Below are 24,551 nucleotides of genomic sequence, written 5' to 3'. Positions count from 1 at the left end.
GGAGCCTTTTTCAACACTCAAAACCTGGAAGGGTCGCAGTCTTAGTTCTTGGTTTTGTCAACCAGACGGGACTTGGCGATCCAGGGCATCATGCCACGCAGTTTTTCGCCAACGGCTTCAATCTGGTGGGCATCGTTACGCGCACGGGTTGCTTTGAAGAACACGTTGCCGGACTTGTTTTCCAGCACGAAGTTACGCACGAAGGTGCCGTTCTGGATGTCCGTCAGGATGTCCTTCATGGCCTTCTTGCTTTCCGCCGTGATCACGCGCGGGCCGGACACATACTCACCATACTCCGCAGTGTTGGAGATGGAGTAGTTCATGTTGGCAATGCCGCCTTCGTAGATCAGGTCCACGATCAGCTTCATTTCGTGCAGGCATTCAAAGTAGGCCATTTCCGGGGCGTAACCGCCTTCGACCAGCGTTTCAAAGCCAGCGCGGATCAGTTCGACCAGACCACCGCACAGCACGGCCTGCTCACCAAACAGATCGGTTTCCACTTCTTCCTTGAAGGACGTTTCGATCGTACCTGCACGGCCACCACCAATGGCGGATGCGTAGGACAGGGCAATGTCCAGAGCCTTGCCGGACTTGTCCTGTGCAATGGCCACCAGACAGGGCACGCCGCCGCCACGCTGGTATTCGGAGCGCACGGTGTGGCCGGGGCCTTTGGGTGCGATCAGGAACACGTCCAGATCAGGGCGGGCTTCGATCAGACGGAAGTGGATGGACAGACCATGCGCAAAAGCGAGTGCCGCACCCTGCTTGAGGTTCTTTTCCAGAGATTCGGTGTACAGCGCGCCCTGACCTTCGTCGGGGGTCAGCACCATCACAACATCTGCCCATGCGGCGGCCTTGTCGGGCGTCATAACCGTAAAGCCAGCATTGCGGGCTTTTTCAGCCGCCGTGGAGCCTTCACGCAGGCCGATCACAACGTCGGAAACACCGCTGTCCTTCAGGTTGTTGGCATGGGCATGGCCCTGGCTGCCGTAACCGATAACGGCCACCTTTTTGGACTTGATCAGGTTAACATCGGCGTCACGGTCATAATACACGCGCATAGCCATTATTCTTTTCTCCCAGTTGCCGGGGGTCAGTCCCCGGCGTTGCAGCCTGTCTATACTTCAGAAGTTCTGAATTGTCTGCGGCCCACGGCAAATGGAGGCAACCCCGGTGCGGGAGACCTCAACCAGCCCGAGTGGACGCATCAGCTCAATAAAACTGTCCAGCTTGTCTGTGGAGCCGGTCAGTTCAAACACAAAGGAACTGGCGGTTGTATCGACCGCCCGCGCCCGAAAAGCCTGTGCAATACGCAGGGCCTCGGTCCGTGGTTCGCCAGAAGACACCACTTTGACCAGAGCCATTTCCCGCGCAACATAAGGCCCTTCCGCCGTCAGGTTGACCACGCGCGAGACGGGCACAAGCCGCTCAAGCTGCGTTTTGACCTGCCAGATGGAAGACTGCGTACCCGTGGTTACAATGTTCACGCGCGATGTGTTGCCGTGTTCATCCACCGGAGCCACGGTCAGGCTCTGGATGTTGTAACCACGGCCGGAGAACAGCTCCACAATACGGGCAAGTGCCCCGCTTTCGTTATCCACCAGAAGGGAAATAACAGCGGAACCGGAAACTTCGACCTGCATACTCATGTTTCTCGCAATCAAGTCAGAAGGAACAAAACAGAACCCGGACAAAAGGACGGGTCAGACCAGCATCTGCCCTTCCTTGCTGATCGTGGCACTGCTGGCTTCCTGCTCCGGGCCAAGGATCATCTGGTTATGGGCAGCACCAGAGGGAATCATGGGGAAGCAGTTTTCCCCCTCCGCCACGCAGATGTCCACCACAACCGGGCCGTTGTGTTCGAGCGCCTGACGGATGGTGGCATCCAGCTGGTCCAGACGGGTCACGCGCAGGCCGGTAGCATGGAAGCTTTCCGCCAGTTTGACAAAATCCGGCAGGGCATCGGAATAGCTTTCCGAATAGCGCGAACCATGCAGCAGTTCCTGCCACTGGCGGACCATGCCCATGTAGTGGTTGTTGATGATAAAAATCTTAACCGGCAGGCGGTACTGCGCAATGGTCCCCAGTTCCTGAATGTTCATCAGGGTTGAGGCCTCGCCCGCCACATCCATAACCAGTGCATCGGGGTGGGCGATCTGCGCGCCAACGGCGGCTGGCAGGCCATACCCCATGGTGCCAAGCCCACCCGATGTGAGCCAGCGATTAGGCTCATCAAAACGGAAAAACTGCGCGGCCCACATCTGGTGCTGCCCCACCTCGGTGGACACGTAGGTGTCCCGCCCGGTCTGGCGCGCCAGTTCGTAAATACGCTGGATGGCCTGCTGCGGCTTGATCACGGCGTCAGGGGCCTGATCCTGCCCAAAACGCAGGCAGTCCAGCGCCCGCCAGCCCTCAATCTGCGCCCACCAAGCATCCAGATCGGCCTTGTGTTCGTAGGCGGGCTGTTTTTCCCATTCCTCAATCATCAGGTCGATAATCTGGCCCACATCGCCCACAATGCCCTCATTCACATGCACGATCTTATTGATCTGGGAGGGATCAATATCGACATGGATTTTGAAGGAACCGGGGGAAAACTTATCCAGCCGTCCGGTCACGCGGTCATCAAACCGGCTGCCAAGGGCGATCAGCACATCGCAGTCATGGGTTGCCAGATTGGCCTCATACGTCCCGTGCATGCCCAGCATGCCAAGGAAGCGCCGGTCTGTTCCGGGGAACGCGCCAAGACCCATGAGCGTGGAAGTTACGGGAAAGCCGGTCAGCGCCACCAGCTTGCGTAGGGCCTGACTGGCCTGCGGGCCGGAATTGATAACCCCGCCACCCGTGTAAAACAGCGGGCGTTTACCGGCCTTCATGGCTGCTACGGCGCGTGCAATGGCCGCACGATCTGGCTCGGATGCCATGCGGGTGGTGCGCGGGGTTACGGATTTTGCATCCACATAAGGTGCATCCCCCACCGTAATGTTCTTGGGCAGGTCGATCAGCACCGGGCCGGGGCGGCCGGAGCGGGCAATGGCAAAAGCCTCGTGCACCGCAGGAGCCAGATCCTCGGGCTTGCGCACCAGATAGTTATATTTGGTTACCGGGCGGGTAATGCCCGTTGTATCCGCTTCCTGAAAAGCATCGTTGCCGATCAGGGGCGTTGGCACCTGCCCGGACAGGCAGACCAGCGGGATGGAATCCATCATGGCGTCCAGCAGGCCGGTTACGGCGTTGGTCGCACCCGGACCACTGGTGACCAGCACCACGCCCACCTTGCCTGTGGAGCGGGCATAGGCTTCGGCCGCATGCACGGCGGCCTGTTCGTGCCGCACCAGCACATGGCGGATGTGGTTCTGCTTGAACAGGGCATCGTAAATAGGAAGAACGGCGCCACCGGGGTAGCCAAAAATAACCTCCACACCCTGCTCGACCAATGCGCGCAGAAGAACCTCCGCACCCGGCAGGGTGGTGGTGGTCTGAGCGGTCAATGTGGTCGAACCCGTTGTGCGTGTCATAGCGTCCTCTCTTCCCGGAATTGGGAGCAGGTCGTCTGTTTAGGACCCGATATCTGGTGCGTCAATCCCCTTTAGAATAAAAGAAACAATTTCATCATACTTTCTTTCCGAAAATTGCTCAGAATTGGCAAAACAGGCATTAACCATGCAGGTCCGCCCCTCTGGCGTAAGCGGATGGTGCGCAAACCACGTGGCCTGCCGCTTGGTGTAACGCCCCGTGGCGGCAATGGCGCGGCTTGCGGCTTCGGCCTGCGTGATCTCGCCACGCAGCATGGCGGCCAGTTCGGGCACACCATGGGCGCGCATGACGGGCAGGTCCGGGTCCAGATTTTGTTGTAACAGATCACGCACTTCCTCCACGCCCCCCTGCTCCAGCATGGCGGCAAACCGGACCTGAATGCGCGCGCGCAGTTCTGGCCGGGGGGGGTACAGGCGCACGGCCACAAAATGGGCCGGAGCCGGCGGCAGGCCGGGTTGGGCCTGCCACCAGTCCAGCCCGTGCCCGGTCGCCTGCCAGACCTCCCACGCCCGCGCCACGCGCTGCGAATCCACAGGCTTGAGCCGCATGGCCGTTTGCGGGTCCACGGCCATAAGGCGCGCATGCACGGCGGGAGCACCTTCCTCCGCCACAAGGGCGCGGGCCGCCTGCTGAACGGCTGGCGCACTTTGCGGTATAAGGGCGAGTCCATCGGTCAGGGCGCGTATGTACAGCCCCGTGCCACCACACAGGATCGGTAGCTGCCCTGCCGCCCACGCCTGCTGCATGGCAGCCAGAGCCTGCTCGCGCCACCATGCAACACTCCCTTTGTGGGCCGCGGGCAACACACCATACAGTCTGTGCGGCACAAGCTGCTCTTCCAGAACGCTGGGGCGGGCCGTTAGCACACGCAGGTCCTTGTAGACCTGCATGGAATCCGCGTTGATCACCACCCCCCCCAGCTGCCGCGCCAGCTTGAGGGCAAGGGCGGATTTGCCCGAGCAGGTTGGTCCGGCCAGAATAAGGGCGGGAGGCTGCCTTTCCGTCTGGCGGGTTGCAGGGGCGGGGCATGGGTGTTCTGCTTGCTTCATGCCCGTATTCCTGCCACACACCCAAGTGCCATGACGAGCCTTGTTCTGACCCTTGTTGCCCCCCGCGCGGCAACAACACTCGATACCGCCACAATCTCCCTCGCGCGTGACATTGTCCGTGCCAATGGTGAGACCACAATCCTCTCCCCCGAGGAGGCGGTGGATATTCCATGCCCAGCCAGCGCGCGCGACGTGCTGCCCCAGTTGCATACGCAGCTTGGTGGCAAGGTGGATGCCGTGCTGACCCAAACCCATGACCGCCGCAAAAAGCTGCTGGTCTCGGATATGGACAGCACCATTGTTGCGAACGAAACACTGGATGATCTGGCAACTCTTGCCGGAATTGGGGATAAGGTTGCGGCCATTACGGCCCGCTCCATGAATGGCGAGCTGGACTTTGCCACCTCCCTGCGTGAACGCGTGGCCCTGCTTAAAGGCCTGCCCCTGAGCCTGCTGGAAAAAGCATGGCAGGATGTGCGCCTGAACCCCGGCGCTGTGGAACTGGTGCGCACCATGCGCGCGCATGGGGCCTATACGGCGCTGGTCTCGGGCGGGTTTACCTTTTTTACCTCGCGCGTGGCGGCTCTGTGCGGATTTGAGGAAAACCACGCCAACACCCTGCTGGCCGACGCCACCGACCACTTAACAGGTGCTCCCGGCCTGCCCATTCTGGGTGCGCAGACCAAGCTGGAACTGCTGGAAAAACTGACCACCCGGCACACACTGACCCAGAACCAGACCCTTGCCATTGGTGATGGCGCAAATGACCTGCCCATGCTGCGCAGCGCAGGGCTTGGCATTGCCTTTTTTGCCAAGCCGGTTGTGCGGCAGGCCATAACGGCCCAGATCAACCATACCTCGCTGCGCACGGCCCTGTTCATGCAGGGGTATCCCGCGTCTGCTTTTGTCAGCGCGTAACCCTTAACACCAGATGCCGAACGCACATTAAGGATAAAGGCAGCACCATGCAGTTCGACCCAAGGGATATTTCAACCTACCCCATTGCCCGTGTCATCTGCATTGTGCTGGGTGCCGGGCTGGTTCTGTACTGCTTCAATTTTTACCTGACCCTGCCGCAGGACACGCCAGAGCACGTTATGCGGCATGTGGCGGCCCTTATTGTGGGCACTCTTCTACTACTCGGCAGTATCTGGATCTAGGCCAGCCTTCTGGTCCGTGCCGGTTTTGTGCGTTGCCACCCCCTCCCCCCCAGGGTAGGGAGCATGGTATGACCCATGCAACACACCCCCATATCCGGCGGCAACTGCAACAGGCCCACGGGCACCTTGCCAAAGTTATTGCCATGCTGGACGCAGGGCGGAGCTGCCCCGATCTGGCGCAGCAGCTTGAGGCTGTGGAAAGCACAATCCGCAAGTCCAAGCGCATGCTGGTGCAGGACCACCTTGAGCACTGCATTATAGACGCCATTGCCGCAGGTGAAATGAGCCGCGAGGACGCGTTGCAGGCTTTTGCCTCCCTCACCAAATACCTCTAGGGGCAAAGCCACCCATGCTGCATGTTCTGCGCCACCGCACATACCGGCACCTGTTTGGCGCACAAATTGTTGCCCTGACCGGCACCGGCCTTGCCACCGTGGCCCTTGGGCTACTGGCCTTCCATGTGGCGGGAGCACATGCCGGGGCTGTGCTGGGCACGGCTCTGGCCATAAAAATGCTGGCCTATGTGGGGGTTGCCCCTTTTGCCGCGGCTTTTGCCAACCATTTGCCCCGCCGCACCACGCTGGTGCTGCTGGACCTTACTCGCTGCCTTGTGGCGGCCTGCCTGCCCTTTGTTTCCGCCGTCTGGCAGATTTACGTTCTGATTTTTGTCCTGCAATCAGCCTCTGCCGCGTTCACCCCTACTTTTCAGGCGACCATTCCCGATATTCTGCCCGATGAGGATGATTACACAGATGCCCTCTCCCTCTCCCGCATTGCGTATGACATGGAGAGTGTGATCAGCCCCCTGCTGGCAGCGGCCCTGTTGAGCGTTGTGTCTTTTCATGCCCTGTTCGCAGGAACCGCCGTGGGTTTTTTGTGTTCGGCAGCCCTTGTTCTGTCTGTTCGCCTGCCCTGCCCCAAGGCGGCTCCGCAGCGCAGCGTATATGAGCGCACAACCCGTGGCATCCGCCTCTACCTTGCAACGCCCCGCCTGCGCGGCCTGCTTTGCATTGATCTGGCTGTCGCGGCGGCTGCATCCATTGTGCTGGTCAATACGGTTGTTTATGTGCAGGCCCGCTTTGGACTGGACCAGAGCGCCACCGCCCTTGCTCTGGCCTGCTTTGGTGGTGGGTCCATGCTTGCGGCACTGGGCCTGCCGCGCGTGCTGGCCCGTAGGGCTGACCGGACCGTTATGCTCGGTGGGGCCGGGCTGTTGTGCGTTGGGGCCTGCCTCGCCATTGGTGTGCCCAGCTATGGCTGGCTGCTCCCCTTATGGGTAGTGCTGGGGGTTGGCTACGCCGTGGCGCAAACGCCATCGGGTCGCCTGCTCCGCCGCTCCGGCACGCCAGAAGACCGACCAGCCCTGTTTGCCGCCCAGTTTTCGCTCTCTCACCTCTGCTGGTTGCTGGCTTACCCTTTTGCCGGGTATCTGGGTGCAGGTTTTGGGTTGGGCTGGGCTGCAACCGGCCTGTGTGGGCTGGCGGTACTGGCAACGCTACTGGCATGGCGTGTTTGGCCCGCGCATGAAGCGCAAAGCGCACCCCCAGCCCCATAGGCTTAACACAGCTATAAGCAAAGCCGCGGGGGCCGCCCATAGCCCCGCGCCACCTGCTACAAATGGCTTAAAAACCAAGCCTGTTGTGCATTTCTTCCACCAGATCGGGCGTGTCATCCAGCGGGGTCACATACCATGGTGTGGGCAGGCGGATCGCACTCTCGCCCAACACGCGCACACGCCCGGCCAGTTCCAGCTCTTCCACAAATTCATTGATACGGCGTGACTTGCCGGGAAGCGGAAAAACCGTGACCGGCGCACGCCCCGCCACGGATTCGGACATCATGGACACGCTATCTATGGTCACCAGCAGATTATCCGCGCAGGCGATCAGCCCGATATAGGGGTTATCCCCCTCCCCATCCCAGACAAAGCCGCCTGCGGGTTCTATAATTTCCTTCAGTGCGGCAAGCGCCTTTGGGTCTGTACGGCGGGAGGCGGTCACAATCAGGCTGCCCCCTTCATCCTGCCGGGTCTGCACCAGCACGTGGGCAAGCCTGCGGGCCTCGGCCTCGCCTAACTGAAAGCGCCCATTGGACCCGCCAACAAGTGCCGCCACCAGCGGGCGGGGCAGATGGGCCAGCCGTGGCTCCCATTCCTGCTTGGCGTGTTCGAGTTCCTCTGGCGTTAACCCATGCAGGGCAGTACGGCCGAGCAGAACATTGGGGCCGGAAATATCATCATGGCGGCAGGCGAGAATCAGATCAAAGCGGGCAAGGGACTGGCGGGGATTCTGGATCTGCACCACCGGGCGATGGTGCGAGCGCAGGGCCGCGCCAATAGCCCCCCCTTTGCCACCAATGCTGATCACCACATCCGAACGCAGCAGATCGGTGTGGGACTCCAGCGTTTGCCCGCTGCTGCCACGCAGGCAGGAACGGCCAAGCCAGCGCGGGCCAGCCAGCGCCACACGCGCCACACGGCTGGGGCATACGGGCTGGAACGTGCCATCCCACCCCGCGCGGTGGGCAAGCCCCAATGCCTGCGAACGCATGCCGGCAAAATCCTCCCCCACCACAAAAGCGTGGGGGGCCGCATGGTCCAGAACCTCTGCCGGGTCAGAACCAGTTTGCGCACCTGCATACATTGCGCTCGCCATAACGCGCATTCCTCCGCTACACATCGGCCTTTGCAACCACGCGCCCTGCATGGTCCGCTTTGTCCTTGCAACCGGATTGCCTGTAAAAGCAAGGCTCCTTGTACGCATTCCAGACCACGAGAAAGGCAACAGTATGTCCGCTAGCTTTAAGGAGACGGGTCTGTCCCCAGCCCTTTGCGCCCACGCACAACAGGCAGGCATGGCACATCCGACCCCCATCCAGCTGGCCGCCATTCCCGCGGCACTGCAAGGGCGGGACATTCTGGCCACAGCCCCGACCGGCACGGGCAAAACAGCGGCTTACGCGCTTCCCATGCTGCACAGGCTGCTTAAGGCGCGCAAACCCCGCACGTTGCTGGTAATGGTGCCCACGCGTGAACTGGTGCTGCAAACCGCCAAGGTTTTTCGCACCTGCCTGGGCGAAAGCGGCAAGAAAACCGCAGGCAGCAAACCCCAGAACCCACCCATTATCTGCCTGTTTGGCGGCGCGGACCGGGACGAACAGGGGGCCGAACTTATCCAGACCAGTGGTTTTACGCGCATTCTCATAGCCACACCTGGCCGCCTGCTGGACTTTATTGGCACAGGCACGTGTGACCTGTCGGACTGCTACCAACTGGTTATGGATGAATGCGACCGCCTGTTCACCCACGAGTTTGAGGAGGAAACCCGGACCATCCTCAACTACCTGCCCACACCGCGCCAGACTCTGGCTTTTTCCGCCACCATGCCTGCGGCGTGTAAAACAATGCTGGCCAGTATTGTGTACAAACCGGTTGAACTGAGCGTTGAAAAACCGCCCGAGGAACGCCCCGCCATCCGTCAGGGTGTGCTGTTTTTGGAAGACGAGCAGAAAGCCGCATTCCTCAAAACCTTTTTTGGGCGCAGCCCCAAAACACGCAGCATTGTGTTTGTACGCACCAAAGCCGAGGCGGACGTGCTGGCGGCAACGCTAAAAAAAGCACGGCTGGCCGTAGCCCCCCTGCATGGAGACCTGACGCAGGACAAACGCACCAGCACGGTGGCCAGCTTTGGCTCTGGCCGCCTGTTTATTCTGGTCGCAACCGATGTGGCCGCCCGTGGGCTGGATATTGCCTCGGTCACGCAGGTCATCAACTACGATGTGCCCGAACAGCCCGAAACCTACCTGCACCGCATTGGCCGCACAGGCCGCGCGGGGCAGAAAGGTTCCGCACTCACCCTCTGTTCGGGAGCCGAGCGCAAAAACCTGCGGCAGGTGGAAGTGGGCGCGCATGTCAAACTGCGTGTGCTCAGTACCGAACAGGCTTTGCCGCCAGTAACGCCCCCCCGCGCAGGCAAGCCACGCCCCAAAACCACCAGCGCATAAGCCACCCGCCCACCACAGGGCCAAGGACCAAAACCCAAGCCCCTCCAAACACCAGCAGGGAGGGGATTGCAGCCACGCCAAACCCGAACCATACTCGGGACCATGTGGTGCAGTTTTTTCCTCCCTCACCCATTGTGCCGGATTTTTTGGGCAACACTCCGTTGCAACGCGCCGGGGCACCCATGAGCTGTGCCTCCAAACGCAGGCGGGGTGGCAAAAGCTCTTACCGCTTCCGCACTCTGTCCGAAGTTCTTCCCCCGCCGCCTCCTCCGCTCCCACACGCACCACCGCAAGACCCACCACCAGACCTAACACCGTGGGCACAGGGCAACTGCGGCATACAGGGCGTGCATCATTTTGAAAGCCACAGGCCCGGCCCCCACGTTGCCATAACCGCTCTGATGCACGGGAACGAATATGCCGGAGCACAGGCTCTGGCCCATCTGCTGGCGGCATCCCCCAGCCCTGCACAAGGGCGTTTGAGCCTGATTTTTCTCAATCTGGAAGCCTATGCGGCGTTTGACCCGCGCCGCCCCTCCCAGTTCCGCTATATTGAGGAGGACATGAACAGGCTGTGGATGCCCGAACTCATTCGCTCGGGGCATACATCGCTGGAAATGCGGCGGGTGCGCGCGCTTTTACCCGTGATCGACACGGTGGATGTGTTGCTCGACCTGCACTCCATGACGTGGCCATCCGCCACCCTGCTGCTGACCAGCATGGCGGAGCGGAACCTGCATCTGGCCAACGCGCTGGCCTGCGCGCAGGCAGCTCCCCCGCAGGTTGTGCTGGACCACGGCCACCCCACCGGGCCACGGCTGATTGATTACGAGCGATTCTCCACCCCCACAGGCACAGCGCGCGCCTGCCTGCTGGAAGCCGGGCAGCACTGGACCCGGAATGCCGCCCGCCATAGCCTGAACGTGGCCAGCATTTTTCTGGCCCAGCACGGTATGGCGCCACATGGCATGGACCTACCCACACCTGCAGCCCCCCACCACCCCGGCGTAAGGGCTGTGGTAACCGACTGTGTGGAAGCCCAGACTGCGGGTTTTGCCTTCCTCCGCCCTTATGTGGGGGGAGATATTATTGAACACGCAGGCACCCCGATTGCCGTTGATGGCATGGACGAAATCCGCACCCCCTACAACAACTGCATGCTGGTCATACCCAACCTGCGCCCGCGCCGTGGACACACGGCGGTCCGGCTGGCGCGCGTTCTGTAAACACCACACGCCAGAGCATGCCTGCTGCAGCGCAACCCGGTGTTTATCCCTAAGCTTTAAGCCACTGGGGGCAAAGGAGGCGTAGCCTGCCCATCGGGCATACGGCGGGGGGGAGGCAGGGCAAGATAGGCCAGACGTTTGGTTTCCCGCCGTCCCAGCGCAACACTATCCAGAATAAGGCCGCAGCCCATGGAAAACACAGCCAGTATGACCATACCCATGGCCAGAACGGCCGTGGGCAGGCGCTGCACCAACCCCGTGCGGAAAAAGTCCAGCACAACCGGCAGGCCAAGGCCAATACCGCAAAGCAGCATAATCAGGCCAATGATGTTGAAGAACATCAAAGGCCGTTCCTGCTTAACCAGATTGATGATCATGCCCAGAATACGGAAACCATCGCTATAGGTCTTGAGCTTGGAGGCAGAACCGGGGGGCCGCTCCACATAGCGGGTTGGCCGCTCGCCAATGGGCATGGCAAGTTCGAGCGCATGCACCGTAAATTCGGTTTCCGTCTCAAACCCCGAAGACAGGGCGGGAAAGGACTTTACAAACCTGCGGGAAAAAACCCGGTAGCCCGAGAGCATGTCCGATAGTCTGCGCCCGAATACACTTGTCACAAGCCCGGTTAAAACCTTGTTCCCCAGCACATGCCCACGGCGGTATGCATCCACCCGGTCTGTTATGCGGGCACCATTGACCATATCCAGCCCGTTGGCATAGGCCATGGTGAGCATATCCGGCGCGGCGGCGGCCTCGTAGGTCGCATCTCCATCCACCAGAATATAAAAATCGGCATCAATATCGGAAAACATACGCCGGATAACATAGCCTTTGCCCTGAAGAGATTCAGAGCGAACAATAGCGCCTGCTTCCCGCGCTATTTTGACCGTCTGGTCCGTGGAGTTATTATCGTAAACATAAATTGGCGCATTGGGCAGTACAGCACGAAAACCATGAACAACCGAGGCGATAGTGACCTCTTCATTATAGCATGGAACCAGAACCACTACTTTAATGTCGGCTGAAAATGACTTAGAAACATCCATAAAATGACTTACACTCTATTCTGATACTGGTTGAAAATACTACTCTGGACACCCGACCGGCCCTGTTGGCCAAGACCTTTTGGATCGTATTTATTGCATTTTTTTTCTGTTGTATATGCTGCCCCGTCAATTTCATATTTCAAAATACCCATTGGATTATCCACATAAAATGCAAAAAAACCGCAGCTAAAAAAATAGAAGCCCAAAAATAATTCATAAAAAAACGCGGAAGAAATCTCCCGCGTTTTTTTAACATACTCAAATGTAAGCGTGACTTAACGCGTGTAAATGGGGAAACGCGCACAAAGAGCCTTGACGCGCTCATGCACTGCATTTTCCACTACGGCATCACCTTCCCCACCGGAGGCGGCAAGGGCTGTCAGCACTTCGTCAATCATTTCACCAACCTGACGGAACTCTTCCTCACGGAAGCCGCGCGCGGTTGCCGCCGGGCTGCCCAGACGCACACCAGAGGTAATGGCGGGCTTTTCCGGGTCAAACGGAATGGCGTTTTTGTTGGCTGTAATGCCTGCACGTTCCAAAGCCTGCTCGGCGGCCTTGCCGGTCACTTTTTTGGGCCGCAGGTCAACCAGCAGGAGGTGGGAATCCGTTCCCCCCGTCACAATATCAAACCCACGTTCGACCAGCACTTCGGCCAGAACGGCGGCGTTTTTCTGCACCGCTTTCTGGTATTCCTTGAACTCGGGGCGCAGCGCTTCACCAAACGCCACGGCCTTACCCGCGATCACATGCATAAGCGGGCCGCCCTGCAGGCCGGGGAACACGGCGGAATTAATCTTTTTGGCCAGAACTTCGCTGTTGGTCAGGATCAGGCCGCCACGCGGGCCACGCAGGGTTTTGTGCGTGGTGGAGGTCACAATATCCGCATATTCAAGCGGGTTGGGGTACAGGCCAGCGGCAACCAGACCGGCAAAATGGGCCATATCCACCATCAGCAACGCGCCCACTTCGTCCGCAATGCGGCGGAAACGGGCAAAGTCGATAATGCGGGGGTAAGCGGAACCACCCGCCACAATAATGGAAGGCTTGTGTTCGCGCGCAAGGCTTTCCATCTGTTCGTAGTCCAGAACACCGTCCTGCTGGCGTACGCCATACTGCACGGCATTGAACCATTTGCCCGAATAGTTGGGGGCGGCACCATGCGTCAGATGCCCACCCGCGGCAAGGCTCATGCCCAGAACCGTATCACCCGGCTTGCCCATGGCCATGAACGCCGCCTGATTGGCGTTAGCGCCAGAATGGGGCTGCACATTGGCAAAACCCGCACCAAACAGCGTTTTGGCACGTTCAATGGCCAGAGTTTCCACCTTGTCCACTTCCACGCAACCGCCGTAGTAGCGGCGGCCGGGGTAGCCTTCGGCATATTTGTTGGTCAGCACACTGCCCTGTGCCTGCAAAACGGCCTCGGAGGCCATGTTTTCGCTGGCGATCAGTTCAATGCCATCCTGCTGGCGGGTCAGCTCTGCGGCAATGGCGGACGCAACGTCCGGATCCGTCTGGGTCAGCGGCGCATGAAAAAAACGGTCCAGATCCGTGTGGCTCATTCGGGTGTTCCCTCAAAATCAAACTGTCGTTTGGCAACATGCCTGCCGGACGGCAGATGGCGGTCAATCACTACGCTTTTAACATACCCTTCTGTGGGTATGCCCGGGGCCTGTTCCATAACAGACAAAAGCACTGGATGCTCTCTTACCCCGTTCCGCGCGCCCCTGACAGGAGAAAAAATGCAAAAAAAGCAGAACCTGCCCCCGCCTGTGCAGGCACGACCGGGATTTGAATAAAGCGCACACCTAACGGTATTGAACCACCACAGTTGCACCCACGCCCAGATCGGGGCTGATCCCTGCCAGGCCGGGGTTGCATAACAGGAACAGGAGCGCATACTCCCCCCGTTTTGTTCACCCCTGTTTGCTACCATAGGCAACCGGGCCACCCGCCCGCACCTGGCAGACACCGCGCAAGGAGATCCCGCCCATGATGGCTGGTCGTTTCCCTTTGACCCGCCCGCGCCGCAACCGGTTTGACGATGCGACACGCCGCCTGGTTGCCGAAAACTCACTGGGCATCAGCAACCTGATCTGGCCGATTTTTTTCATGGAAGGTACGGGTGTTACAACCGAGGTATCCTCCATGCCCGGCGCACACCGCGTAACGCTTGACCGGCTTGCAAAGCATGTGGAACCCGCAGCAAAACTGGGCATTCCAGCCCTTGCCCTGTTCCCCATCACCCCAACCGATGCGCGCGACGAAGTCGGGACCGAAGCACTCAACCCCGACAACCTGATGTGCCGTGCGGCCCGACTGCTGAAAAAAGAATTCCCCGACATGGCCCTGATCGGGGACGTGGCACTCGACCCCTACACCAGCCACGGCCATGACGGCGTGATCAAGGATGGTTACGTTGTTAACGAAGCCTCGGTCCAGATTTTGTCCGAGCAGGCCGTCAATCAGGCCCGGGCGGGTGTGGATATTATTGCCCCGTCGGACATGATGGACGGCCGCATTAGCACCATCCGGCAGGACCTTGATGCGAACGACCTGATCAACACCCGCATCATGTCTTACGCAGCCAAATATGCCTCCGCTTTTTACGGCCCGTTCCGTGATGCGCTGGGTTCTGGCGGCCTGCTCAAGGGGGACAAAAAAACCTACCAGATGGACCCCGCCAACAGCGACGAAGCCCTGCGCGAAGTGGAAATGGATATTGCCGAAGGCGCGGACATGGTCATGGTCAAGCCCGGCATGCCTTATCTGGATATTATCCGCCGCGTAAAAGATACCTTCAGCGTGCCGACTTTTGCGTATCAGGTCTCTGGAGAATATGCGATGCTCATGGCAGCCATTAACAATGGCTGGCTCGACCGCGACCGCGCCATCATGGAAAGCCTGATGGCCTTCCGCCGCGCGGGTGCCAATGGCGTACTCACGTATTTTGCCATTGAAGCCGCACAGCATATTCGGGAAAGATCGGGCCTGTAACCACCAAGCCTGGCCCATGCCGGGCATAAGCGGGCCAGTTTTTGCTGGCCCGCCATGCATCCGGGATTGCCGACCATGACACCACCACTGCGCAACCCGCAGTTTTTTTATACCACCACCGCCCAGCCATGCCCGTATCTGCCCGCGCGCATGGAACGCAAGATTCTGGCTGATCTGGCCGTCCCCAATGCAGACACCCTGCACAGCCGCCTGTCCGCCACAGGCTTTCGCCGCAGCCACACACTGGCTTACGCACCGCTCTGCGAAGGGTGCTCGGCCTGCATTCCCATCCGCCTGCCCGTTGCGGACTTTACTCCCAACCGCACACAAAAACGGGCATGGAACCGCAACACAGACCTGAGTGCGACCCTACTGCCCCCAACCGCCACGGGTGAGCAGTACGACCTGTTCCGCCAGTACCTGAATACCCGCCACGCAGGCGGTGACATGGCAAATATGGGGCCGCGCGACTACCGGATTATGGTGGAAGAAACCACGGTTGATACACAGATCATAGAGTTCCGCACACCGGACCAGAAGCTGGTCGCCGTCAGCCTGACCGATACGCTTAATGATGGGCTTTCAGCCGTGTACAGCTTTTACGACCCACAACAGACCACCCGCTCTCTGGGCGTGTATGCTGTGCTTTTTCTCATCCACCAGACATTTCTGCTCGGTCGGCCTTACCTTTATCTGGGCTACTGGATTCCGGGCAGCCCCAAAATGGCCTATAAAAGCCGCTTCCGGCCTGCCGAAATCCTGCGCCATGATGCATGGCGCCCGCTCGACCCGGAACAGCCAGTCGATACAAAGCGGCACGGGCTTTTCCCCGATGCCCCGTTATTCTGACCGCTCCCCATAAAGAACTGGCGCCTCTTCCACACAGGTGCAAAGCAGAGCAGAAGGTCTCACCTGCCCCGGCTTAATACTGGGGGGCTGGCGCCTACGGTGCCCATGCGGCGGCCCGTCTCATGCGCCCCCAATGCCTGAGTGGTGGCCCACTCAGGCTTTTTTGTTCGCCCATGTGGGAGCAAGCTTGCCAACACCTGCGCGTTTGCCCAGCCAGTCCTGCAAATCCGCCATGGCGCGGCACCGCACCGCACCGGGCCAGACCAGCCCTTCGGAGGCGGTAAACACCATGGCCTGCCGCAGCTTTCCGCCATCGGCATATTTTTGCAACGCAACCCCAAGGCCACGCCCCATAACGGGCAACTGGTCGAGCGGGAAGATCAGAAACCGGCGGTTATCACCCAGCACGGCCACATGGTCCCCCTGTGCGGGAATACACAGTTGGGCAGAGTCATCGCCTTTAAGGTTGAGCACCTGCCGCCCCGACCGCTTTTCGGACACAAGGGCATCGTCCTCCACCACCATGCCGCGACCAGCGCTGGAAACAACAAGGCGCTTACCACCCTCCTCCAGCACAAAAACCGCAAGCAGTTCCTCATCATTCGACAGATCAACCAGCAGGCGCACAGGCTGACCATCCCCCCGCCCACGCGGCAGGTCGGCACCCTTGACCGTAAAGGCGCGCCCATCGGTCGCAAAAAAGCACAGCCGATCCGTACTCTGGCAGGGAAGCGCCAGTTTGAGGGCATCGCCTTCCTTGAACTTCTGGGTCTCCAGATCAACATTGTGGCCCTTAATGGCCCGCACCCACCCTTTTTGGGAGAGGATCATGGTCAGCGGTTCACGCTCCACTGTTTCCACGACCGAAATATCGACCGGCTTGGGAGCGGACAAAATGGTGCTGCGCCGTGAGCCAACCCGGCCCTTGCCAAACACCTTGACCATTTTGTCCAGTTCCTGCCCGATCTGCTTCCAGCGCTGTTTTTCATCCCCCAGCAAGGCAAGCAGTTCGGCTTTTTCGGCCGAAAGAGCATCATGCTCCTTGCGGATTTCCATTTCCTCCAGGCGGCGCAGGCTACGCAGGCGCATGTTCAGCACAGACTCGGCCTGCATATCGGTCAGGCTGAACGTGGCCATAAGGCTGGCCTTGGCGTCGTCCTCCTCGCGGATAATGCGAATGACCTCGTCCAGATTGAGGTAAACGATCAAAAAGCCTGCCAGAATTTCCAGCCGCCGTTCTACGGCTGCAAGACGGTAGCGGCTGCGGCGCTCCAGCACCTCGTGCCGGTGGTCCAGCCATGCCTGCAACACCTGCTTAAGCCCCAGCACACCGGGCGAGCGATCCGCCCCCAGCACGTTCATGTTCAGGGGGAACCGGCTTTCCAGCGGGGTTGCGCGGAACAGTGTTTCCATCAGCACTTCGGGTTCGATCCCGCGTGTTTTTGGCTCAAGGATCAGGCGAATTTCGTCCGTGCTTTCATCGCGGATATCGCCTAGCAGCGGGAGCTTTTTCTGCTCCAAAAGGTCTGCCACCAGTTCGATCAGGCGGGATTTTTGCACCTGATACGGAATTTCCGACACCACAATATGCCATGTGCCAAAGCGCCCCTGCTCCACAGCCCAGCGCGCGCGCATACGAAAACCGCCACGCCCGGTCTCATACGCCTGCAAAATGGCGGAGGCGTCCTCCACAATCAGCCCGCCAGTAGGAAAATCCGGTCCCGGCATAAGCGCCAGCAGGTCCTGCGTTGTGGCGGCGGGGCTGCGGGCCAGCAGGGCCGCGGCAGCACACACTTCTGCCGCGTTATGCGGCGGAATACTGGTGGCCATGCCCACGGCAATACCCGCGGCACCATTGGCCAACAGGTTGGGGAAGGCTGCTGGCAGCACAATGGGTTCCTGCTCCTCACCATCATAGGTGGGGCGAAAATCCACAGCGTCGCTCTCAATCCCGTCCAGCAGGGCCACGGCCACTTCGGTCAGGCGGGCTTCGGTGTACCGCATGGCGGCGGCGTTATCGCCATCAATCGAGCCAAAATTCCCCTGCCCTTCCACCAGCGGGTAGCGGGCGGCAAAATCCTGCGCCAGACGCACCAGCGCTTCATAAACAGAGGCATCGCCATGGGGGTGGAACTTACCAATAACGTCACCCACAACACGCGCGCATTTTTTGAACCCCGAGGCAGGGTCCAGCTTGAGCTGGTGCATGGCGTAGACCAGCCGCCTGTGCACGGGTTTAAGCCCATCGCGCACATCTGGCAGGGAGCGCGACATGATGGTGGACAAAGCATAGGCCAGATAACGCTCGCTTAGCGCATCCGCCAGTTTTGTCTCCTCAATATGGCCTTCAAATGTCTCGTTCATGCTCTGCCCCAGAAAAAACGGTGCGATGTGTTCCGGCCCAGACATACCGCCACAGGCCAAGTTGTGCCAGCCTTGGTGCGTAGTTCAGGGTGCGTTCTGGCCCGTTACCAGCTTTTCCACGCGGGTGACCAGTCTTTGCCGGGCGGCAGGGAGTGGCAGATGCCGCTGACCAAATGCATCACGCGCCAGAAAATGCCCACTCAGGCGCAGGCCATCCAGCCAGTCCGACCAGTTGCCAGCCTGTGTGGGGTCCTGCAAAAAAGCGGGCAACGGCAGGAGCCGATCCTTCCACGCCCCGGCCCCTTCCACGCTAACCGCGCGCCCGGTGCGGGGGGAGACATAGGCAAGGTCATGCGTTTGTCCGGTTGCGGCACAATGGCTCAGGTCCAGCCCAAAGCCCAGCACGTCCAGCAAGGCCAGTTCCCACTCAATATAATTGGGCAGGCCCGTCTGCTCCGCAATATCGGGGCTGTAACCAATAAAGGACAGGAGCTTGAGGGTCGCGCCAAAAAATGCCGGGCATGGCTCACCCTCGGGCAAGGTGGCATCGGCCAGAACGCAGGCCGACTGCATCATGGCCAGTGCGAGCGGCATGCTCAGAATACGCGCGGCACACCCGTACAGCAGTTCGCCTGATACACGTGTGGGCGCACCCTCCCCCCGCTGCATCAACCGGGCCTTGACCACATTGCCCGGCTGCCACAAAGCGCGGCCAGCACGGCTGGCACCCCCGTAGGCCAGTGCGCGCACCAGCCCGTCCTGCTCGGTCAACATATGGACCCGCGCACTACTCTCGCCTTGCGGGGCCACAAAAACAACAAGGGCGGGAGCCTCCCTTTCCAGAGAAGTCCCGCCCTTGTTCAACATGCAAAAGACCCGGTCTTAGACGCCGGAGACCTTGGCCACTTCCGCAGCAAAGTCATCAACGGCCTTTTCAATGCCTTCACCCAGGTGGAAGCGGTCAAAGCCAGCCAGCTTAACGCCTGCCTTCTTAACAACATCCTTCACGCGGGTTTCGCCATCGTGCACCCAGACCTGTTCCAGAAGAACGACTTCTTCGTAGAACTTGCGGATACGGCCTTCGACCATTTTTTCAATAATGGCTTCAGGCTTGCCCGATGCGCGGGACTGTTCGATCAGAACAGCGCGTTCACGCTCGACTTCTTCCTGGTTCAGGCTGCTTACATCCAGCGCGGACGGGCGGGTAGCAGCAACATGCATACCAACCTGACGGCCAAGCTGTTCAATGGCTTCATCAGCCGTCGGGGCTTCAATAGCCGCCAGAACGCCAATCTTGCCCAGACCGGGGCGCAGCGCGCCATGCACGTAGGTGGCCACAACACCGGAAGGCACGGTGAACACGCGTGCGCGGCGCAGGGTCATGTTTTCGCCAATGGTGGCGATCAGGTGGGTCAGTTCGTCTGCCACGGTGCGACCCGTGTCCAGCGTGGCTGCCTTGATGGCTTCCAGATCATCACCAACCTTGAGTGCAACCTGAGCAACGGATTCCACAAAGTTCTGGAACGCTTCGTTACGGGCAACAAAGTCGGTTTCAGCATTGACTTCCACCATGGCGGCGGTCTTGTCGCCAGAGGCAACGGCGACCAGACCTTCTGCTGCCACGCGGCCAGATTTTTTGGCGGCGGCGGCAAGGCCCTTGGTGCGCAGCCAGTCAATGGCGGCTTCAATATCACCCTGCGCTTCGTTCAGCGCTTTTTTGCAATCCATCATGCCTGCGCCGGTTTTTTCGCGCAGTTCCTTGACCAATGCTGCGGTAATTTCCGCCATATTCCTACTCCTTAGAAAACCGCAACGCGCCCTTGACAGGGCGCGCGGCAGAACATTCCGTTGCCTGCGAAAAACACAGGCATCTCATGCAAAAAAACAGCCCGGTCGAAACCGGGCTGTTTTTTATAGGCTTCAGCCTGCTGCCGGAGCTTCTTCAGCCACCGGAGCTGCTTCAAGAGCAGGCTCAACCGGCAGTTCTTCAGCCGCACCCACGTCATGGCCCGCAGCACCCAGCTCGGCGGAAATGCCGTCGAGCACGGAAGCGGAGACGAGGTCGCAATACAGACCAATGGCGCGAATGGCGTCATCGTTACCGGGGACCGGATAGGTCACGCCGCGCGGGTCGGAGTTGCTGTCCAGAATAGCCACAACCGGAATACCCAGCTTGTTGGCTTCTTCAATCGCCAGCTTTTCCTTGTTCGTGTCGATCACGAACAGCACGTCGGGCAGGCCACCCATTTCCTTGATACCACCAAGAGAGCGTTCCAGCTTGTCGCGCTGGCGGGTCAGTTCCAGCACTTCCTTCTTGGTCAGACCGGAAGTCGCGCCTTCGAGCGTTTCTTCAATCTGGCGCAGGCGCTTGATGGAGCCCTGAATGGTCTTCCAGTTGGTGAGCATACCGCCCAGCCAGCGATGGTTGACGTAGTACTGACCGCAACGGCGGGCTGCTTCTGCAATCGGGTCCTGTGCCGCACGCTTGGTGCCAACGAACAGAACGCGGCCACCACCGGCTACAACATCACGAATCGCCTTAAGGGCGCGGTCGAGCAGGCCAACGGTCTGCTGCAGGTCGATGATGTGAACCTGATTGCGCACACCAAACAGGAACGGCGCCATGCGCGGGTTCCAGCGGCGTGTGTGGTGACCAAAGTGAACACCAGCTTCAAGCAGCTGGCGCAGTGTGAAATCGGGCATCGCCATGGGGCGTATTCCTACCTAACTGGTTAAACCTCCGCAGGGCACCACCCAGCCTTTTGGCTGGGCACCAGAGGTGTAGGCCCCACGTGTGTTATGCCCCGGCGTGGGCCGGGGCGGCTCTATATGGCGTTTTTTGGCCAAGCGGGCAAGGCCAAAAAGCGTACTCAACCCTGCTTGAGCGGTTTGGCGTAGCGGTTGGGCACGCCACTGCGGGCCAGCAGCTCGCGCAGGCTTTTGACCACAGGGAACACCTCTATGTTATGGTCCCCGCCCAGTTCGCGCCATGCGTTCTGTTCCATTTCCACAATTTCGCGGTCTTCTTCAAAGATGCGATGTGTGAACAGACCCAGCACCGGCCATGCGATATCGAGCAAAAACGTCCATTTGGGCTTTTTAACCGACAGCAGACCAAACGCCTGAGTAACCTGCTGGGTTTCCCCCAGCGGCAGGTAGCACGCCCACAGGTCCATGATCAGGTCTCCATCCTTATCGTGGATCTGGAGTGTCTGATACGGGTATGTGGTGCGGATGGACACGACCTCTTCCACCGGCTGTTCGCGGCCATCATCATGGTGTTTGCCAAAAATCAGGGCTTCGGCCAGCGGCTGGTTGCCGCCCTTGCGGGCAAAGCTGTAGCGCGCCTCCATAAAGTTATCGCCCTTGTCCTGCCCCAAAAAGCGGGCCGTAATGGACCCCATCTGGCGGCGGTGCAGGAACTGATGGTTCATGTCCATCAGGTTTTCATGCATGAACGTGTAATGGCACTTCAGGCGTGGGCTGAACTGGCGGGTTTTGTATTCGGGGTTCCCCACCTGCGCAATATCGGGCACGGGCACCTTGTCGGCCAGATCGGGGTCACCGGGGAAAATAAAGATCAGCCCGCTTTTTTCGCGGCAGGGATACGCCTTGACCGGGCGGCCCACACCTTCCTTGTTCAGGTAAGGCACGGTCACGCATTTGCCCTGCTGGTCAAACGCCCAGCCGTGGTAGCAGCATTTTACGCAGCCCTTATCATCCACAACACCTTTGCTCAGGGGGACCTGACGATGGGCGCAGCGGTCTTCCAACGCATAGACCGGGCCGTATTCGGGGCGGATCAGCGCAATGGGGTGGCCTGCAAAGCGCGCGGCAAAGGCCTTGCCCTTCCGCACCTTGGCCGACCATGCCACAGGGTACCAGAAATTGGGATCAACATCGATCTGCCGTAGATCATAGCGGGGGGCATTCCCCTGCTCCGCCGGTTGCTCCGTGGCTGTTGTTGCCTGTTGCATGGTGTCACCTCATCAGAATACCACAGGCCGGCTGTTCCGATGCTTATCATTCCGGCCTGTAAAGGACGGGCGAACGATTGAGCATTCCGCCGGGTCTGCACAAGCCCTTATCGTCGCATGTCTGCCCTCCAGACGAAAAGGACATAAATCAAACCCGGCTTATACATTCTAGCGCAGGCAGTGCTCCAGTTGCGCGCTCAGCGCGGCATCCACCCGCAGGTCCTGCCCGTCCAGCATGCGCACGACCCGGAGCGAGAGGGAATTGACCAGCCACACCCCCCCCGCACACCGCAAATCTGCCGGACTGAGCGTGCCCTCGCGCACCAGTTTTTGGTCCAGCAAAATCTGGCGGGCAATTCCCGCCAGCGCACCCTCGGCCACATACGGCGTGACCAGCCCCGCAGACGTTGCCACAAGCAGGTTGCTGATTGTGCTTTCCGCCACCCTTCCGTGCGTGTTGAGCAAAAGCGCATCCTGCGCGCCCAGCCGCGCGGCCTCCTGCCGGGCCAGAATGCCGGGCAGGTAGTTCAAGCTTTTAATATAAGACAGAGGTGATGCCTCATCCCGCCGGATCAGGCGGCTGGTCACGGCCTGTATGGACGAGACGGAAAACACACCCCCCACCGCCGTAAGCAGCACGGTCGGGTGGGCATGTTCGGGGGGGAGCAGCCCCCTCGGCCCCTCCCCGCGCGCCACACTCAGCCGCAGCACGGCGTTTTCCAGCCCGTTGGCGCTGAGCACCATTTTGGCCGCCGCCTGCACCTCCTGCGCGGCAGGCACGGCCATGCCCAGCACATCCCCTCCCGCCGCCAGCCGCGCCATATGCATGGGCAGGTGCAAAACCCGCCCACCAACTGCCCGCATGGTCTCAAACACACCATCGCCCAGCGTAAACCCCCTGTCTGCGGGGCTTATGCGGGCTTGCGCCAGTGTGCACAGGGCGCCATTGAGCCAGACAAACATCACGCCCCCTCCGTAAAGGCGGCAAAGGGTGCCAGTTTAAGCCGCATTTCCTCATATTCCTTTTGCGGGTTGGACAGGGTGGTAATACCGCCCCCCGTACCCATGCGCAGTTGCCCCGCATGGGCCACAAAGCTGCGGATAATGACCGAACTGTCCATCCGCCCGTCCACACCAATACAAAAGAGCGTGCCACAATAGGCCCCCCGGGAGGTGGCTTCGAGTTCGTCAATAATTTCCATGGCCCTGTGTTTGGGCGCACCTGTTACGGAACCGGGCGGCAGGGTGGCCGCCAGCAGGTCAAACACATCATGCTCCTGCCGCAAATACCCCTGCACTTCCGAAACAAGGTGATGCACATGCGCAAACCGCTCCACCGCCCATAATTCGGGCACACTCACACTGCCAATACGGGCCACGCGCCCGATATCGTTGCGCATAAGGTCCACAATCATCAGATTTTCGGCCCGTTCCTTGTCGTCCCGCGCAAGGTTATGGGCCAGACGCTGGTCCTCGGCCTCCGTTTGCCCACGCGGGGCCGTGCCTTTTATGGGGCGGGTGGCAATATGCCCATTGCGACCAACCTGCAAAAAACGCTCAGGCGAGCACGAAAGAATGGAAAAACCCTCTCCACAGGACAGATAAGCCCCAAAGGGGGCCGGAGCAGCCTGCCGTAACCTGCGATACAGTTCATGCGCGCCAACATCCGCAGGCAGGTCGGCCACATGCTGGCAGGTTATGTTGACCTGAAAAATATCCCCCTGCGCTATGTAGTTTTGCGCAGCACTGACAGCTCGGCAGTAAGTGGCCTGCGTTTGGCTGGCCCGTAGGGGCAAGCACCGGGTGGGCGGGAGCGGCACGCCCTGTTCGGGCAAGGCGCGCCACCGGGCCTCGGCCTTGCCGCAGGTTTGCGGGGCCAGTCCACCACGCTCCAGACCTGTGAGGACCACATTCTGGTTTTTTCGGTCCCATACATAGGCATGGTCGTAAAAAGCGGCGGCAAACAGGGGTTCGTCCGGGCCTGTCTGGCGGGTGGGAACGCCCTGCAACGCCATGCCAAACGTATAGCTGGCAAACCCGACCCAGCCACCACAAAACGGCAGTTCATCGTCCGGCGCATCGCCTTGGTACTTCTTCTGGATTTTACGCAGACAATTCAATATCTGTTCAGGCGTACCCACAGCTTGCGGCACGCCATCCAGTTCAACCCTGTTTGCAAAAACCAGAAGGGTATGGCGTGGATTTTGGCAAAATATCTGCCAACGGTTGCGCCCATCGAGCGCACCACCGCTATCGAGCAGAACGCACCACGGAGCGCCCCCCCACAGAGCCAGAACCGTATCAGGCTCCCGCCAGGGCAGTGCGCGCACCCATGCCACGG

General features: G+C 60.0%; 22 protein-coding genes. 8 read left to right on the top strand and 14 right to left on the bottom strand.

Annotated features, from left to right (window positions below; genetic code table 11):
• Positions 1-41: 41 nt before the first annotated feature.
• The 4 genes from ilvC to miaA form a co-directional block, all read right to left on the bottom strand.
• Positions 42-1,061 carry a ketol-acid reductoisomerase gene (gene ilvC / locus AABE20_RS06765; protein WP_086645704.1) on the bottom strand — a complete coding sequence of 340 codons (1,020 nt, stop codon included), beginning with the start codon at positions 1,059-1,061 and terminating at the stop codon, positions 42-44.
• A gap of 63 nt (positions 1,062-1,124) precedes the next feature.
• Positions 1,125-1,643: an acetolactate synthase small subunit gene (gene ilvN / locus AABE20_RS06760; RefSeq protein WP_338332380.1), complete on the bottom strand. Its 519-nt coding sequence runs from the start codon at positions 1,641-1,643 to the stop codon at positions 1,125-1,127.
• 60 nt (positions 1,644-1,703) lie between these two features.
• Positions 1,704-3,518, bottom strand: coding sequence for a biosynthetic-type acetolactate synthase large subunit (gene ilvB, locus AABE20_RS06755; RefSeq protein WP_338332379.1), 1,815 nt, complete (start codon positions 3,516-3,518; stop codon positions 1,704-1,706).
• Between the two features lie 39 nt (positions 3,519-3,557).
• Positions 3,558-4,586, bottom strand: a complete 1,029-nt coding sequence (miaA, locus tag AABE20_RS06750; RefSeq protein ID WP_338332378.1) for a tRNA (adenosine(37)-N6)-dimethylallyltransferase MiaA — start codon at positions 4,584-4,586, stop codon at positions 3,558-3,560.
• Positions 4,587-4,616: 30 nt separating this feature from the next.
• Between miaA and serB the strand changes: the two genes are divergently transcribed.
• The 4 genes from serB (at position 4,617) to AABE20_RS06730 (ending at position 7,301) form a co-directional block, all read left to right on the top strand.
• A complete protein-coding gene (gene serB, locus AABE20_RS06745) occupies positions 4,617-5,504 on the top strand; it encodes a phosphoserine phosphatase SerB (RefSeq protein ID WP_338332377.1) in 888 nt (295 codons plus the stop codon).
• A 47-nt stretch (positions 5,505-5,551) separates the two neighbouring features.
• The gene (locus AABE20_RS06740; protein ID WP_338332376.1) at positions 5,552-5,746 is read left to right on the top strand and encodes a hypothetical protein; all 195 of its coding nucleotides are present in this window, start codon (positions 5,552-5,554) and stop codon (positions 5,744-5,746) included.
• Positions 5,747-5,814: 68 nt separating this feature from the next.
• Positions 5,815-6,081 carry a metal-sensing transcriptional repressor gene (locus tag AABE20_RS06735; protein ID WP_338332375.1) on the top strand — a complete coding sequence of 89 codons (267 nt, stop codon included), beginning with the start codon at positions 5,815-5,817 and terminating at the stop codon, positions 6,079-6,081.
• 14 nt (positions 6,082-6,095) lie between these two features.
• On the top strand, positions 6,096-7,301 hold the full coding sequence (locus tag AABE20_RS06730; protein ID WP_338332374.1) for an MFS transporter: 1,206 nt from the start codon (positions 6,096-6,098) through the stop codon (positions 7,299-7,301).
• Between the two features lie 67 nt (positions 7,302-7,368).
• On the opposite strand, the gene AABE20_RS06725 is transcribed toward AABE20_RS06730, so the two are convergent.
• Positions 7,369-8,400 (bottom strand): mitochondrial fission ELM1 family protein, encoded by a 1,032-nt coding sequence (locus AABE20_RS06725; protein WP_338332373.1) that lies wholly within the window; start codon positions 8,398-8,400, stop codon positions 7,369-7,371.
• 133 nt (positions 8,401-8,533) lie between these two features.
• Between AABE20_RS06725 and AABE20_RS06720 the strand changes: the two genes are divergently transcribed.
• The gene (locus AABE20_RS06720; protein ID WP_338332372.1) at positions 8,534-9,748 is read left to right on the top strand and encodes a DEAD/DEAH box helicase; all 1,215 of its coding nucleotides are present in this window, start codon (positions 8,534-8,536) and stop codon (positions 9,746-9,748) included.
• Between the two features lie 182 nt (positions 9,749-9,930).
• The gene (locus tag AABE20_RS06715) at positions 9,931-10,974 is read left to right on the top strand and encodes a M14 family metallopeptidase (RefSeq protein ID WP_338332371.1); all 1,044 of its coding nucleotides are present in this window, start codon (positions 9,931-9,933) and stop codon (positions 10,972-10,974) included.
• Positions 10,975-11,030: 56 nt separating this feature from the next.
• On the opposite strand, the gene AABE20_RS06710 is transcribed toward AABE20_RS06715, so the two are convergent.
• Both AABE20_RS06710 and glyA read right to left on the bottom strand, forming a co-directional pair.
• A complete protein-coding gene (locus AABE20_RS06710; protein ID WP_338332370.1) occupies positions 11,031-12,020 on the bottom strand; it encodes a glycosyltransferase family 2 protein in 990 nt (329 codons plus the stop codon).
• A 275-nt stretch (positions 12,021-12,295) separates the two neighbouring features.
• Entirely contained in the window at positions 12,296-13,585 is a 1,290-nt protein-coding gene (gene glyA, locus AABE20_RS06705) for a serine hydroxymethyltransferase (RefSeq protein WP_338332369.1), read from the bottom strand.
• A 430-nt stretch (positions 13,586-14,015) separates the two neighbouring features.
• On the opposite strand from glyA, the gene hemB reads away from it, so the two are divergent.
• Together hemB and AABE20_RS06695 are read left to right on the top strand one after the other, a co-directional pair.
• Positions 14,016-15,020 carry a porphobilinogen synthase gene (gene hemB / locus AABE20_RS06700; protein ID WP_338332368.1) on the top strand — a complete coding sequence of 335 codons (1,005 nt, stop codon included), beginning with the start codon at positions 14,016-14,018 and terminating at the stop codon, positions 15,018-15,020.
• Between the two features lie 75 nt (positions 15,021-15,095).
• The gene (locus AABE20_RS06695) at positions 15,096-15,869 is read left to right on the top strand and encodes an arginyltransferase (protein WP_338332367.1); all 774 of its coding nucleotides are present in this window, start codon (positions 15,096-15,098) and stop codon (positions 15,867-15,869) included.
• A 153-nt stretch (positions 15,870-16,022) separates the two neighbouring features.
• Here AABE20_RS06695 and parC read toward each other — a convergent pair whose 3' ends face one another.
• The 7 genes from parC to AABE20_RS06660 form a co-directional block, all read right to left on the bottom strand.
• Positions 16,023-18,233, bottom strand: a complete 2,211-nt coding sequence (parC, locus tag AABE20_RS06690) for a DNA topoisomerase IV subunit A (protein WP_338332366.1) — start codon at positions 18,231-18,233, stop codon at positions 16,023-16,025.
• Between the two features lie 84 nt (positions 18,234-18,317).
• Positions 18,318-19,076: a DNA repair protein RecO gene (gene recO, locus AABE20_RS06685; RefSeq protein ID WP_338332608.1), complete on the bottom strand. Its 759-nt coding sequence runs from the start codon at positions 19,074-19,076 to the stop codon at positions 18,318-18,320.
• Positions 19,077-19,115: 39 nt separating this feature from the next.
• A complete protein-coding gene (tsf, locus tag AABE20_RS06680) occupies positions 19,116-20,021 on the bottom strand; it encodes a translation elongation factor Ts (protein ID WP_338332365.1) in 906 nt (301 codons plus the stop codon).
• A gap of 132 nt (positions 20,022-20,153) precedes the next feature.
• Complete coding sequence (rpsB, locus tag AABE20_RS06675) at positions 20,154-20,942, bottom strand: 30S ribosomal protein S2 (RefSeq protein WP_086639242.1); 789 nt, start codon at positions 20,940-20,942, stop codon at positions 20,154-20,156.
• 161 nt (positions 20,943-21,103) lie between these two features.
• Positions 21,104-22,210 (bottom strand): Rieske 2Fe-2S domain-containing protein, encoded by a 1,107-nt coding sequence (locus tag AABE20_RS06670; RefSeq protein ID WP_338332364.1) that lies wholly within the window; start codon positions 22,208-22,210, stop codon positions 21,104-21,106.
• A 168-nt stretch (positions 22,211-22,378) separates the two neighbouring features.
• Entirely contained in the window at positions 22,379-23,176 is a 798-nt protein-coding gene (locus tag AABE20_RS06665) for an aminotransferase class IV (protein ID WP_408740750.1), read from the bottom strand.
• Positions 23,173-24,549 (bottom strand): anthranilate synthase component I family protein, encoded by a 1,377-nt coding sequence (locus tag AABE20_RS06660; protein WP_338332363.1) that lies wholly within the window; start codon positions 24,547-24,549, stop codon positions 23,173-23,175. Before AABE20_RS06660 ends, AABE20_RS06665 begins: the two co-directional genes overlap by 4 nt.
• Between the last annotated feature and the right edge of the window lie 2 nt (positions 24,550-24,551).

The sequence above is a fragment of the Acetobacter zythi genome, assembly GCF_963921165.1.
Classification (GTDB): domain Bacteria; phylum Pseudomonadota; class Alphaproteobacteria; order Acetobacterales; family Acetobacteraceae; genus Acetobacter.
Note: the sequence above shows the minus strand (reverse complement) of the source record. Positions and strands in the feature narration are given on the sequence as shown.

Excerpts from the sequence above, each read along its gene's own strand:
- ilvC (WP_086645704.1), bottom strand. The coding sequence starts at position 1,061 with ATGCGCGTGTATTATGACCGTGACGCCGATGTTAACCTGATCAAGTCC.
- AABE20_RS06725 (WP_338332373.1), bottom strand. The coding sequence starts at position 8,400 with ATGGCGAGCGCAATGTATGCAGGTGCGCAAACTGGTTCTGACCCGGCA.
- AABE20_RS06740 (WP_338332376.1), top strand. The coding sequence starts at position 5,552 with ATGCAGTTCGACCCAAGGGATATTTCAACCTACCCCATTGCCCGTGTC.
- AABE20_RS06670 (WP_338332364.1), bottom strand. The coding sequence starts at position 22,210 with ATGCAACAGGCAACAACAGCCACGGAGCAACCGGCGGAGCAGGGGAAT.
- AABE20_RS06710 (WP_338332370.1), bottom strand. The coding sequence starts at position 12,020 with ATGGATGTTTCTAAGTCATTTTCAGCCGACATTAAAGTAGTGGTTCTG.
- AABE20_RS06730 (WP_338332374.1), top strand. The coding sequence starts at position 6,096 with ATGCTGCATGTTCTGCGCCACCGCACATACCGGCACCTGTTTGGCGCA.
- ilvB (WP_338332379.1), bottom strand. The coding sequence starts at position 3,518 with ATGACACGCACAACGGGTTCGACCACATTGACCGCTCAGACCACCACC.
- rpsB (WP_086639242.1), bottom strand. The coding sequence starts at position 20,942 with ATGGCGATGCCCGATTTCACACTGCGCCAGCTGCTTGAAGCTGGTGTT.
- miaA (WP_338332378.1), bottom strand. The coding sequence starts at position 4,586 with ATGAAGCAAGCAGAACACCCATGCCCCGCCCCTGCAACCCGCCAGACG.
- glyA (WP_338332369.1), bottom strand. The coding sequence starts at position 13,585 with ATGAGCCACACGGATCTGGACCGTTTTTTTCATGCGCCGCTGACCCAG.
- AABE20_RS06735 (WP_338332375.1), top strand. The coding sequence starts at position 5,815 with ATGACCCATGCAACACACCCCCATATCCGGCGGCAACTGCAACAGGCC.
- serB (WP_338332377.1), top strand. The coding sequence starts at position 4,617 with ATGACGAGCCTTGTTCTGACCCTTGTTGCCCCCCGCGCGGCAACAACA.
- parC (WP_338332366.1), bottom strand. The coding sequence starts at position 18,233 with ATGAACGAGACATTTGAAGGCCATATTGAGGAGACAAAACTGGCGGAT.
- AABE20_RS06720 (WP_338332372.1), top strand. The coding sequence starts at position 8,534 with ATGTCCGCTAGCTTTAAGGAGACGGGTCTGTCCCCAGCCCTTTGCGCC.
- tsf (WP_338332365.1), bottom strand. The coding sequence starts at position 20,021 with ATGGCGGAAATTACCGCAGCATTGGTCAAGGAACTGCGCGAAAAAACC.
- ilvN (WP_338332380.1), bottom strand. The coding sequence starts at position 1,643 with ATGCAGGTCGAAGTTTCCGGTTCCGCTGTTATTTCCCTTCTGGTGGAT.
- AABE20_RS06695 (WP_338332367.1), top strand. The coding sequence starts at position 15,096 with ATGACACCACCACTGCGCAACCCGCAGTTTTTTTATACCACCACCGCC.
- hemB (WP_338332368.1), top strand. The coding sequence starts at position 14,016 with ATGATGGCTGGTCGTTTCCCTTTGACCCGCCCGCGCCGCAACCGGTTT.
- AABE20_RS06715 (WP_338332371.1), top strand. The coding sequence starts at position 9,931 with ATGAGCTGTGCCTCCAAACGCAGGCGGGGTGGCAAAAGCTCTTACCGC.